Source organism: Actinoplanes sp. TBRC 11911 (assembly GCF_012933445.1).
Classification (GTDB): Bacteria; Actinomycetota; Actinomycetes; order Mycobacteriales; family Micromonosporaceae; genus Actinoplanes.
Genome location: NZ_JABBNC010000023.1, coordinates 77222 through 89695 on the forward strand (window position 1 = coordinate 77222; position 12474 = coordinate 89695).

Below are 12474 nucleotides of genomic sequence, written 5' to 3' on the forward strand. Positions count from 1 at the left end.
CTACACAGGTCAGCGATGCGTCCGGCACGCCACAGGCTGCCGGGCGCAGTCCCCGGAATGGGTCCGCGTGATCCAGCCGACAGCAAATTTTTCAAGATCGCCGGCCATGGTTTGAGGCGGGCTAATGTGGCCGCATGCAACGGGCGACGGAAAACCTCGGAGTGGTGCTCCGCGAGGCCCGCCGACGTGCCGGAATGACGCAGGAAGAGCTGTCCGCGCGATCGAAACTCGGTATCCGGACGGTCAGCGATCTGGAACGTGACCGCATCGGCCGCCCGCACCGCCGGACGGTGGACGCCCTGGTCGCGGCCCTGGGGCTGGAGGGCGCGGAGGCGCGGGCCTTCCACGCCGCGGCCCGGCCCGCGCGCGCGGGCGGCGCCCGGCCCGACAAAGCCGTGGTGAAGCGCGCGGCCAACCCGCTCCCGGCCGCCCCCGCCGACTTCCTCGGCCGCGAGGCCGAGCTGGACCAACTGCTGACCTGGGTCGGATACACGCCCGACCTGGGCCACGACCCGGTCGTCGTGTCCGGTGCGCCAGGTGCCGGAAAGACCAGCTTCGCCCTGCACGCCGGGCACCGCCTGGCCGAGATGTTCGCGGACGGGCAGATCTTCGTGAGCCTGCGCGGGCTGGAGCAGGTCCCGCGCGATCCGCACGAGGTGCTCGGCGTCCTGCTCGGCCTGCTGGACGCGCCGGGGGATCACCTTCCGAGGACGCTGGAGGCCCGCGTCGGGCTCTTCCGATCACTGATCCGAAGCCGATCGGTGCTGCTGATCCTGGACGACGCCGCCGGCGAGGCGCAGGTCCGTCCGCTGCTGCCCGGCGGCGGGTCGTCGATGGTCATCGTGACCAGCCGCAACACGCTCGGCGGGCTGGACGCCGGCCGCCGGTTCGCGCTGGGCCGCCTCGGACGCAGCGAGTCGCTGCGGATGATCGGGCAGATCGCCGGGTGGCACCGGCTGGCCGCGGAACCACCCGCGTCGCTCGAACTCGTCGAGTTGTGCGGCCGGCTGCCGCTCGCGCTGCGGGTGGCGGGCAACCGTCTCGCCGTGCGTCCGCAGTGGACCATCGCCGACCTGACCCGGCTCCTGCGCGACGAACGCACCCGGCTTTCCCAGCTCGTCTGCGGCGACCTTTCGGTGCGATCGGTGCTGCTCAGCTCGTACGCGCTGCTCGACGCCACCGGCCGCCGGCTGTTCCGCCGGCTGGCGCTGACCAGCGGCACCACCATCACCGCGCCGGTCGCGGCGGCATTGATCGAGAGCGACGCCGACCGTACCGGACGGGTGCTGGAGAAACTGGCCGACGCCAGCCTGCTCGAGGCGCTGCCGGCCGGCTCCTACCGGTTGGCGGAACCGCTGACGCTGCTGGCGCAGGAACTGCTGAGCACGCACGACGAGCCGGCCGAGATCCTGCGGTTGTTCGCGGCGATGCGCACCGCCGATGCCGAGACGCAGGCCGCCGGCGACGCGCTGGCGGGTTCAAACCGGCCATAGTAGCGATCGACACAGCCGTTCCGGCGGCAGAACCGGCAGTTTTAGCAACCCCGCCGCCAATTCCGCCTAGGCGACGACCGAATTGGGACTTTCCATGGGGCAAGGGCGCCGCCGGGTGTCCGTGAAGCCGGTGAACGAGGAGCAGATGAGCATCGCGATGCAGCCTAGGGCGGACGCCGTATACCGAGGCGGTCAGGAGCCACTGGGGCTCGCCGTGGTGTCCAGCAACACGATCATCCGCAGCGGCCTGACGCACGTGCTGGCCGGCGCGCCCGGCGTCAGCGTGCGCCACCGGGTGGACAGCATCACCGCGCTGCCGGCCAGCGAGCCGCCCGCGCTGGTCGTGCTCGACCTGTACGGGCAGCGCAGCTCCCGTCTCGGACCGGGTTACTGGAGCCTGATGCCGGCCGACAGCCGGATCATCGCGCTGTGCCGGCCGGACGATCCGCCGAACCTGCCGGTCGCCCTCCAGGGTGGCGCGCGGGCACTGTTGACCCGGGAGTCCGGCGCGGCCGAGCTGCTCGCCGCGGTACAGACCGTACGCGACGGCGGGCTGCATGTATGCGTCGATCTGCTCGCTCATCTCGTCAAGCAGATCGCGCCGGAACCGCCGTCGCGCGAACCGCAGCTGGCCAACCGCGAGGTCGAGACGTTGCAGTGGGTGGCACGCGGTCTCACGCACGGCCAGATCAGCCAGCGGATGGGACTGACCGAGGCGACCGTGAGCACGTACGTGAAGCGGATCCGCACCAAGCTGAACGCGGGCAACAAGGCCGAGCTGACCCGCCGCGCGATCGAGCTCGGCTACGTCACGCCCTGACTTTCGCCCACGCCCCGGCGCGGCCCGGTGCCGGGGCGGGCCGGCTCGGGGGACCCGCGACTCTCCCGGGCCGGCCTCCACCGCTCCGCTGGTCATGTCCCAAATCAAGGGAAGCATGGCAGAGAATTCGGGGCGTTACCCCGTTCCGCTCGGTGACGCTTGGCCCATCAGCCACCCGACCCCGGAGGAATGCCGTGTACCAGTCGATCGCGGGAATCGACATCCCCGACTCCAAGATGATCCGCGAAGCCACCGACCTCGTCCGGATCGCCACGGACGACCTTCTCTTCCACCATTCGCGGCGGGTCTTCCTGTTCGGCGCTCTGCACGGCCGCCGCCTCGGCCTGCCATTCAACCCCGAGCTCCTGTACGTCGGTGCGATGTTCCACGACCTCGGCCTGACCCCGCTCTATCGCCGTGAGGACCAGCGCTTCGAGCTGGACGGCGCGGACGAGGCCCGCCGTTTCCTGCAGGCGCACGGCGTGCCGGAGGCGTCCACCCGGTTGGTGTGGGAGGCGATCGCGCTGCACACCACGCCCGAGGTCCCGTGGCGGATGGAGGCCGAGGTCGCGCTGGTCACCGCCGGGGTCGAGACCGACGTGCTGGGCATCGGCTACCACTACCTGGATGTGCGCGACATCGAGGCGGTCACCGCGGCGCACCCGCGTCCGGGTTTCAAGAAGGCGATCGTCGACGCGTTCGCGAACGGCTTCCGGGACCGGCCCGACTCCACCTTCGGCACGGTGAACGGTGACGTGCTGGAGCATCGCGTGCCCGGCTATCGCCACATCGACTTCGTCGAGGTCATCGAGAACTCCGACTGGCCTGAATAGACCTTAGGGGAATCTCACCGATCCGGAGCGTGACCCCCAGTTCCTAGGGTTCAGCTGTGGTCGATGAGTTTCTCGGGGGACTTCCACCCCTTCTCGTGTACGCCGTCGTGGCGCTGCTCGTGGCGGCGGAATCGGCGTTCGTCGCCGGACTGGTTCTGCCGGCCGCGACGGCGCTGATCGCGATGGGGTTGCTGGCGAACGCGGGCGTGGTGGCCGTGGTGCCGGCCATCCTGGTGGGCGCGCTCGCCGCCGTGCTGGGCGGTTCCCTCGCGTACGCCTCCGGGAAGCGCACCGGCCCGAAACTGCGTGCCCGCCGTCCGGAGCGCTGGGAGCGCGCCGATCGGCTCTTCCAGCGCTACGGCGGGCGGGCCGTGTTCCTCGGCCAGTGGCTGGTCGGCGCGCGGACCCTGGTGCCGCGGCTGGCCGGACTGAACGGTATGCCGTACCGGCGGTTCGCGATGCGGCAGATGCCCTCCGGGGTCCTCTGGTCACTGTGGATGGTCGGCGCGTCGTACCTGGCCGGGGCGTCGTATCACGTGCTCGCGGCGCGCGTCGGCCAGGCCGGTGGCGCGCTGGCGGTCTTCGCCGCGATGGTCGTCGGCCTGGTGCTGGCGGGTCGCTGGTTCGGCCGGCACCCGGGCCGGTGGAGCCGGCTGGGGTCGTCGGTGGTGCTGAGCCTCGGTGCGCTCACTGTCCTGGCGATCGTGCTGGTGCTGGTCGTTCCGCTGGTGGTCCGGTTCAGCGGGCTCGCTTCGGCGGACGCGGCCGTTGCTTTCTGGGCTCGTGGCCAATGGACGTCCGACGGATATCTTTTCGCGCTGGACGCGGCCACCACGATCGAGTGGCCGCAGCTGCTGTTCGTCGCCGCGCTGGTGTCGCTCGGCTCCTGGTGGGCGGCGCGGCGGCGGGGCCGGCGCGACGCGGCCGGAATGCTGCTGGCGCTCGGCCCGGTCGTGCCGCTGGCGGTCCTTGTGCTGGCGGTGAACTGGAAGGGCTGGTCGCCGCCGGAGGTCGTGTTCTTCCCGCCGGTGACCGAGTTCGACGGACCGTTGCCGGTCGCCGCGGGTGCCCGGCTCGCGCAGCTGGCCGGTGGTTCGGTGGCGCCGCTCGCCGCCGCGTGCGGTCTGCTGGCCTGGCTGATCGGCCGGCATCTGCCCCGCTCGCTGCGGACGGTGGTGTGGGCGGCCGCGGTCACGCTGGCGACGGTCAGCGCCGGGTCGTGGGTCTACCTGGGCTGGAGCCGGCTGAGCGAGACGATCGCCGCGTTGCTGCTGGGCGCCGCGTGGGCGGCGCTGAACGCGGCGATCTGGTCCGGCCGGCTCGATCGGGAGGATCCGGCTGGACCCGCGGTCGCGGCGTTGGTGCGCCGCGCCCGCGGGTGGATCGCTCAGCTCGCGGTGCAGGAGAGGGTGGGTGCGTTGTTGGTGCCGTTCCACGAGCCGAGGAAGCCGAAGGTGGCGGTGGCCCCGGCGGAGAGGCGGCCGTTGTAGCCGGCGTTGCGTGCGGTGACCGTGGCGCCGTTGCTGGTTAGGGTCGCGTTCCAGGACTGGGTGACGGCCTGGCCGTTCGCGAAGGTCAGCGTTACCGTCCAGCCGTTGATGGCGGCGCTGCCCGCGGTGACCTTGACCTCGCCCTGGAAGCCGCCATTCCACTGTCCTATTGACGTGTACGCGGCGGCGCAGCCGGCCGTCGGCGGCGGCGTGCTCGGGCCGCCGCCGCCTTCGCCGTAGATCGTGGCCTGCTTGGCGGTGGCCTTCAGGCCGTTGGTGCCGTTCACGATCCGCTGGCCCCAGGTGGTCAGCTGCGCCGGGTTGAAGCCGGTCGTCATGTCCAGGATGGGATCCGTGTTGCCGGACCAGGACCAGCCTAGGTACCCGATGCCGCGAGTCACGGCGGCCGACATCACGGTCTGGTCGTCGACCTCACCGGCGGCGAACTGCCAGCCGAACTCGCCCACCACGAGCGGCCAGCCGCGGCTCTGGAAGTAGTCCAAGTAGGACGTGATCGACGCTGCGGTATGGAAAACCGCGTACATGTGAATCGACAGCACCGTGTTGTGCTGGGTGTCGGCGTTCAGGACGGTCTGCGCGTTGTCCCGCATGACAAACTGCCAGTCCTGACCCCAGTTCGGCGCGTCGATCATCAGCAGGTGCTGGAAGCCGTTGGTGCGCATCTTCTGGATCGCGGCGGTGGTGGCACTCGTCCACTGGGCCGGGTTGGTGTTGCCGATCGGCTCGTTGCCGATGTTGATGACGACGTAGTCCTCCTGGCCCACCAGCACGCTCTTCAGGCCGATCCAGTAGTTGACCGACTGATCCAGGGTGTACGCCGCGCCGTCCTCCCCGTAACCGGTGGTGTCGTGGTCCTCCAGCACGCAGATCAGCTTGTTCTGTTTGCACATGCTGATGACGTTCGCGACGTCCGAGGCGGTGTTGGTCGTCCAGCGCCCGCCGCTGAGCACCACGCGTACGGAGTTGGCGCCGGCCGCCTTGATCGCCGCGAACGAGCTGGTCTGACTCGCGTACCAGGCGTGCGGATGGTTGATGCCGCGCATGACGAAGGGCTGGCCGTTCGCCTCGACGATAGTGCGGCCGCTGATGTGCAGGCCGGTCGCCGCGTACGCGGGACGCACGAAGAACAGGACGGAAGCGAGGGCCGCGAGCACCGCGGCGGCGTACGTGGTGAGTCGTCTCTTCATGACCAACCTTTTGGTAGGAGAGAGACGGCGCGCCCACGATTCGCACCGAAGTAGTGCCTAAGTACGCTACTGGGCCCTTCGCTCCATAGCAATCCATCAATATGTGGCGTGATGCGCGCCATACCCCGTGCCGCGTGCCGATGTAAGCCACTTCACACCGGGGTTCTGACCAGCGTAAATGTGATCTCAAGCGAAGGATTGACGCATGGCTACCGTCCCCATGACAAGCCCTGAGGTCGGTACGGTGCCGTCGTGTCCGATATACCACACGGCCTCCTTGCTGCGCGTTACCGGCTGGTAAGTTTGCTGGGCGAGGGCGGCATGGGCCGCGTCTGGGAGGCACGCGACGAGTTGCTCGGTCGCGATGTCGCGATCAAAGAGATCAGCCCCGACGGGCTGTCCGCCGCCGAGCTCGGCGACCTGCGCGAGCGGGCGAACCGCGAAGCACGCGCGATCGCCCAGGTCAGCCACCCCAACGTCGTGCGGATCTTCGACGTCGTGACCGAGGGCGGCGCGCCCTGGATCGTGATGGAGCTGGTCCGGTCGCGGTCGCTGCTCGACGTCGTCAACGACGAGGGGCCGATGCCGCCGGAGCGGGTGGCGCGGATCGGGCTGGAAATGCTCGGCGCGCTGCAGGCGGCACACCGGGCGGGCATCCTGCACCGCGACGTGAAGCCGGCGAACGTGCTGATCGCCGACGACGGCCGGGTGGTGCTGACCGACTTCGGCCTGGCGACGCTGGCCGGCGACTCGACGATGACCCGTACGGGGGTGGTGCTCGGCTCGCCGTCCTATCTGGCGCCGGAGCGGGCGCTCGACGAGCCGGCCCGTCCCGGCTCGGACCTGTGGTCGCTGGGCGCGACGTTGTTCGCCGCGGTGGAGGGCCGGCCGCCGTACGTGAAGTCGTCCCCGATGGCGACGCTGGCCGCGCTGATGGTGGACCCGCCGCCGGTGCCGCAGCGGGCCGGGGTGCTGGGGCCGGCTCTGGAGGCGTTACTGCGGAAGGATCCGTCGGAGCGCGCGTACGCGGATGAGGCGGAGCGGCTGCTGCGGGACGCGGCTAACGGGGTGATGCCCGAGGTGTCCCCGCGGCCGGGCCCCGGGCAGTCGTCCCTCGGGTATCCGACGTCCGGCCATTCGGTCCCCGGGCCGTCGACCGCGGGCCACCCGGCGCCCAGGCGCCCGAACGCCTCCCCCCAGCCCGCCCCGAACGGGTCCGCCCAGCCCGCCCCGAACGGGTTTGCGCAGCCCGCCCCGAACGGGTTTGCGCAGCCCGCCCCGAACGGGTTTGCGCAGCCCGCCCCGAACGGGTTTGCGCAGCCCGCCCCCAATGCCTTCGCCCAGCCCGGCCCGAACGGGCCCGCCTCGCATCCCTTTGCCCAGCGCGACGCCAACGGCTCCGGGCAGCCAGCGGCCAATGGCTCCGCGCCGCCCGCCACGAAAAAACTCGAAAAATCGGGAGATAAGGCAAAGCTCGGCGAAACCGGCAACCCGGCCGGCAGCCCCGCGCCCGCCCCCGCCTTTTCGACGCTGTCGTCCGACCCGACCCGGCCGAACCGCACCTCGCGCCGCTGGTGGGCGGTCGGCGCCGGCCTCGCCGTGATCCTGATCGCCGTCGGTGTCGCGGTGACCCGGCCGTTGCTCACGGACTCGCCCGCGACCGGCGACACGGCCGCCGCGGCCCAGAACCCGGACGGCGAGTCGTCGGCGATCTGGGGCAACCCGGAGCAGCCCGGCGCGCCCAGCAACTCCGGCGCGGTCCCGAGGCCCTCCACCAGCGCCGGCGCGTCCACCCCGGCACTGCCGCCGGGCGCCCCCTCGTCGCCACCGCCGCCGGGCCAGCCGATCCCCACCACGCCCGGAGCCCCACCGCCCACCGGTGGCGGCGGACCCACCACGGTCCCGACGACGCCGCCGGCCACCACGAAACCGCCGGCGCACCCGCCCGCGGTCGGCAAGCAGATCTCCAGCTTCGAGACGTCGACCTGCCTGGACGCCCGGGACCCGAGCGGCTACATCAAGTTGTGGCAGTGCCAGGGCGTGGACAGCCAGAAGTTCAGCTTCCCCGGCGACGGCACCCTGCGCGTCCTCGGCAAGTGCGTCCAGCTGGCCGGCGTCCAGAACGGCGCCGGCCTGCACACCGCCTCCTGCACCGGCGCGTCCAACCAGAAGTTCACCCTGAAGCCCTCGTACGACCTGGTCGCCATGCAGCCGGACCGCTGCGTCGACGTCCAGGACCACGACGCGGGCAACAACGTGCGCGCCCAGATCTGGGACTGCGGCGGCACCGGCAACCAGAAGTGGCACTACTGACGTGAGAGGACGGCGGCGCTGCGCGTTCGCGTGCGCCGCCGATACGTCCGCGCCGGGCGCAGTGGTGTGGTGGTGCCGGAGCTGAGGCGCCGTGGCGATCCGTTCGCGGCCGGGCGGTCCCGCTATGTGGGACACCGTGGTCACATCATGGATTTTTGTGAACCTTGGAGAGTTGTGCCCACATACGAGCCATAACTCTCCAAGGTTCACATTCGGCCGGAGAAGTCTGACGGGCGAAAGCCTCGTTACGTGACAAAGATACTCTCTACAATGGACGCTGATCCCGCATCGTGGACGGTGGGTCCATGATGCGGGCGCGGGTCTCAGCAGGCGGTCGCCCGTCTCACGGAATGGAAGCGCCGCGCGGCCGCGCGCCGAGCCCGCCCGTCCAGCGGCCCAGTCAATCCGACGAATCTCAGGAAATGTCGGATATGCGAGAGGGGTGGGTCGGGGCTGGCTGGCGGACGGACGGCGATCACATCGCCGACTCGCCTGCGGCCGCTTACTCGCCTGCGGCCGCTGATTCGCTTGCGGCCGCTGACTCGGCTTAGGACTTACCCGTCTAAATAGGCGACACCGCCGGGAGACGTTCGTCCCATACCCTGGCGACACCGGGCTGCGGCCGGGATCGCCCGTCAGACGGACGCCACCGGATCGACGGTTTCCCGAGCCGGCGCCGGCAGTCCCTTGGTTGGCTACCGGGGTGCCGCCGACGCGGCGCCCCGGAAACCGGTCAGGCGTGCAGGTCGGGCAGGGGGACGTCGGGGTTGGCCAGGCGGGCGCGGTCCACCTCGACGCCCGAGCGGATCAGGGCGTCGACCTGGTCGGTCACGTCCCAGATGTTGACGTTCATGCCGGCCACCACCTTGCCGTTCACCAGCCAGAAGGCGATGAACTCGCGGGTGGCGACGTTGCCCCGGATGACCACCTCGGGGGCGGCGGCGCTCGGGTCGACCCAGCCCGTGTACTCCATGCCCAGGTCGTACTGGTCGGTGTAGAAGTACGGCAGGCGGTCGTAGCTGACGTCCTGGCCGAGCATCGCCTTGGCGGCGGCGGGGCCGGAGTTCAGCGCGGTCGCCCAGTGTTCGACGCGGACGCGGGCCTTCAGGAACGGATGGTCCACATTGGCGATGTCGCCGGCCGCGAAGATGTCCGGGTCGCTGGTGGCGAGGCTGCGGTCGACCAGGACGCCGTTGTCCACGGTGAGGCCGGCGTCCGAGGCCAGGCCGACGTTCGGCGTCACGCCGATGCCGGCGATCACCACGTCGGCGGGCAGCGACGTGCCGTCGGCGAGCTCCACCGTGTCGGCGGTTACCCGGTCGAGCCGCGCGTTCATGTGGAGTTTGACGCCGTTGGAGCGGTGCAGGTCGGCGAAGACCGAGGCGATCTCGTCGCCGAGCACGCGCTGCAGCGGCAGGGCGGCCATCTCCACGACGCTGACGTCGGCGCCACGGCTGCGGGCGGCCGCGGCGATCTCGAGGCCGATCCAGCCGGCCCCGATGATCACCACGCGGGTGTCGCTGGTCACCGCGTCCGAGATGCGCTTCGAGTCTTCCAGGGTGCGCAGCAGCAGCGCGCGTTCGCCGCCGGGGACCGGAAGCGGGCGCGGCGAGGATCCGGTCGTGAGCAGCAGACGCTCGTAGGTGACCGACTCACCTTCGCCGGTGCGGACCACCTTCGCGGCGCGGTCGATCGCGGTGACCGTGGTGCCGAGGCGCAGGTCCACGTCGTGTGCGGCGTACCAGCCGGACTCGTGGACGAACGGGCTGTCCGGCTCGTCCGTACCGAGGAGCAGGCCTTTGGAGAGCGGCGGACGTTCGTACGGCCGGTCGGTCTCGGTCGAGAAAAGGGTGATCGGGCCGGTATAGCCCTCGTCCCGCAGCGTTTCGACGGCCTTGGCGCCGGCCAGGCCGCCGCCGACTACGACATAAGTCATGGCTTCATCCTCGCGGATTGATAAGTGTCTTCGGACCGGCACCGCGCCGCTCACCTGCCGCAACACTACGGCGGTGACCGGCCAGAAGGTCGGCGACCTGATCCAGGCCAACCGTCTCGGCGACCAGGGGGCGGGGATCGACCGCACCGGACGCGTACGCCTCAATCGTGTCGGCCAGACCGCCGGACGCACTCAGCACGCCCACCACGGTCAGGTCTTTCAGAACGGCACGCCGGGTGTCGATGAGCGACGGCTCGCCGGAGAGCCCGATGTAAACCACCCGGCCGCCCGGCTCGACCCGGTCGATCGCGAAAGCGGGCAGCGAAGCCGCGTTGGTGGCGTCGACGATCGCGTCGAACGGCACCGGCGGGAGCGTGTCCCTGGTCCACACCTGCTCGAAGCCCAGCGAGCGGGCGAACTCCAGTGAGCCGGGGTCGGCGCCGAGCAGGTGCACGTCCATGCCGCGCGCGGCGGCGAACATCGCGACCAGCAGGCCGATCGTGCCGGGGCCGGTCACCAGCACCGGTTTGCCCGGCACCGGATCGGTCGCCTGCACCGCACGCCGAGCCGTACCGCCGGGCTCGACCAGCGCGCCCAGCATGGAATTGACGGCATCGGGAAGCGGCAGCAACGCCGTCACCGGCACCGCGAGCTGTTCGGCCAGCGCGCCGGGCCAGCCGTGCCGGATGCCGATCTCGTACCGGTCGGCGCAGGTGTGCTGGCGGCCGGTGCGGCATAAGCGACATCGTCCGCAGCCGAGCATGGTGTCGCCGGTCACGCGGCGGCCGATCCATTCCGGCGAAACCGCGGAACCCACCGCCGACACGACGCCGCACCATTCATGGCCGATGCGGATCGGGTACGTCGCGTCGCCGCTGGCCAGGTATGCCATGTCGCCCGAGTAGAACTCCATGTCGGTGCCGCACACGCCGGCCCGTTCCACGTCCACGACGACCTCGCCGGCCCGGGCGACCGGCGGTTCCACCTCGATCACCTCGGACTTGCCGGGCCCGGTGATCACGAATGCGCGCATGGCGATCAGTCTGCACCGACAAGCTGACGGGCGCGCCTCGGCTCGGCCAGCAGCAGGCGCCACTTGCAGTGGGGGTGCTGCCCTCAGGAATGCTACCACCGTTTGGCGTTACAGTGGAGACATGGGAACGGGAGATCTCGATGGACTGCGCATCGTCGGCGGCCACCCGGCGCTCGACCTGGCGAATACGGTCGCACCGCGCGGCCCGGATGGCACCGACTATCTGACCGACCCCGCCGCGCTCCTGACCTGGGCAAAACTGGTCGGCTTGCTAAGCGGCGACGAGGCCGCGGAGGTCGCCGAGGCCTGGGCGGCCGCACCGGTCTCGGCCGAGACTGCCCGGCGCGACACGCTGACCTTGCGCGCGCTGATCGATCCCGTGCTCGACGGCCGCGACCTGGACGCGCTCACCTGGCGCTGGACCGAGGCGATCGCCCGCTCGGCGCTGCACCCCGCGGGCGAGGGCCGAGCGGTTCTGCACGTCGGCACCGAGGCCGCCCACCGGATCCCGGACCGGCTGGCCGACGCCCTCGTCGACCTGGTCCGCCACGCCGACCGGAGCCGGCTGCGCGCGTGTCCGCGATGCGGCTTTCTCTTCCTGGACCGCAGCCGCAACGCCTCGCGCCGGTGGTGCTCGATGGACGACTGCGGCACCGCCGTGAAGTCCAGCCGGCTGACCGAGCGACGCCGCAACGCCGCCCGACCAACGTCCATTTAGGAGAAATTCAGCGATCCCGTACGCGTCCGCTTGAGCTCGAAGAAGTCCGGATAGGACGCGAGCGCCACGGCACCGTCGAAGATCCGCAGGGCGTCCGCACCACGGGGAATGCTGTTCAGCACCGGGCCGAAGAACGCGATCCCGTCAATGTGGATGGTCGGCGTCCCGACCTCCATGCCGACCGGGTCCATGCCTTCGTGGTGGCTCTTGCGCAGGGCCTCGTCGTAGTCGGTGCTCTCGGCGGCGTCGGCCAGTTCCGCGGGCAGGCCGACCTCGGCGAGCGCTTCCCGGATCACCGCCGGGAAGTCCTTGTTGCCCTGGTTGTGGATGCGGGTGCCGAGGGCGGTGTAGAGGTCCGCGAGAACCTCCTCGCCGTGCTTCTCGGCGGCGGCGGTCAGGACCCGCACCGGTCCGATCGCGCGATCGAGGAAGGACCGGTACTTCTCGTCGAGTTCACGGTCTTCGTTGAGCACGTACAGGCTCATGACTCGGAACCGAAGGTCGAGGTCGCGCTGGCGCGCGACCTCGAGAATCCAGCGGGAGGAGATCCAGGCGAAGGGGCAGGCGGGGTCGAAATAGAAGTCGACTTTGGTCACGCCCAAAAAATACGCTTGCGCAAGCAACTATGTA

At 70.6% G+C, this 12474-nt stretch carries 10 protein-coding genes; 6 read left to right on the forward strand and 4 right to left on the reverse strand.

Annotated features, from left to right (window positions below):
* Positions 1-134 precede the first annotated feature (134 nt).
* From HH310_RS27290 to HH310_RS27305, 4 genes are all read left to right on the forward strand, one after another.
* Complete coding sequence (locus HH310_RS27290) at positions 135-1493, forward strand: XRE family transcriptional regulator (RefSeq protein WP_169178517.1); 1359 nt, start codon at positions 135-137, stop codon at positions 1491-1493.
* Positions 1494-1608: 115 nt separating this feature from the next.
* Positions 1609-2313: a response regulator transcription factor gene (locus HH310_RS45500; protein WP_169178518.1), complete on the forward strand. Its 705-nt coding sequence runs from the start codon at positions 1609-1611 to the stop codon at positions 2311-2313.
* A 194-nt stretch (positions 2314-2507) separates the two neighbouring features.
* The gene (locus tag HH310_RS27300) at positions 2508-3146 is read left to right on the forward strand and encodes an HD domain-containing protein (RefSeq protein ID WP_312034352.1); all 639 of its coding nucleotides are present in this window, start codon (positions 2508-2510) and stop codon (positions 3144-3146) included.
* 56 nt (positions 3147-3202) lie between these two features.
* Positions 3203-4636, forward strand: coding sequence for a DedA family protein (locus HH310_RS27305; RefSeq protein WP_169178519.1), 1434 nt, complete (start codon positions 3203-3205; stop codon positions 4634-4636).
* Here the strand turns inward: HH310_RS27305 and HH310_RS27310 are convergent.
* Positions 4534-5844: a cellulase family glycosylhydrolase gene (locus HH310_RS27310; protein ID WP_169178520.1), complete on the reverse strand. Its 1311-nt coding sequence runs from the start codon at positions 5842-5844 to the stop codon at positions 4534-4536. The genes HH310_RS27305 and HH310_RS27310 overlap by 103 nt on opposite strands.
* 252 nt (positions 5845-6096) lie before the next feature.
* Here HH310_RS27310 and HH310_RS44945 point away from each other — a divergent pair, with 252 nt between their 5' ends.
* On the forward strand, positions 6097-8157 hold the full coding sequence (locus tag HH310_RS44945; protein WP_169178521.1) for a protein kinase domain-containing protein: 2061 nt from the start codon (positions 6097-6099) through the stop codon (positions 8155-8157).
* Between the two features lie 733 nt (positions 8158-8890).
* Here HH310_RS44945 and HH310_RS27320 read toward each other — a convergent pair.
* Together HH310_RS27320 and HH310_RS27325 are read right to left on the reverse strand one after the other, a co-directional pair.
* Positions 8891-10093: an NAD(P)/FAD-dependent oxidoreductase gene (locus HH310_RS27320; RefSeq protein WP_169178522.1), complete on the reverse strand. Its 1203-nt coding sequence runs from the start codon at positions 10091-10093 to the stop codon at positions 8891-8893.
* 4 nt (positions 10094-10097) lie between these two features.
* Positions 10098-11126 carry a zinc-binding dehydrogenase gene (locus HH310_RS27325; protein WP_169178523.1) on the reverse strand — a complete coding sequence of 343 codons (1029 nt, stop codon included), beginning with the start codon at positions 11124-11126 and terminating at the stop codon, positions 10098-10100.
* Positions 11127-11247: 121 nt separating this feature from the next.
* On the opposite strand from HH310_RS27325, the gene HH310_RS27330 reads away from it, so the two are divergent.
* The gene (locus tag HH310_RS27330; RefSeq protein ID WP_169178524.1) at positions 11248-11844 is read left to right on the forward strand and encodes a CGNR zinc finger domain-containing protein; all 597 of its coding nucleotides are present in this window, start codon (positions 11248-11250) and stop codon (positions 11842-11844) included.
* Here the strand turns inward: HH310_RS27330 and HH310_RS27335 are convergent.
* Positions 11841-12440, reverse strand: coding sequence for a DsbA family protein (locus HH310_RS27335; RefSeq protein ID WP_169178525.1), 600 nt, complete (start codon positions 12438-12440; stop codon positions 11841-11843). The genes HH310_RS27330 and HH310_RS27335 overlap by 4 nt on opposite strands.
* Positions 12441-12474 lie beyond the last annotated feature (34 nt).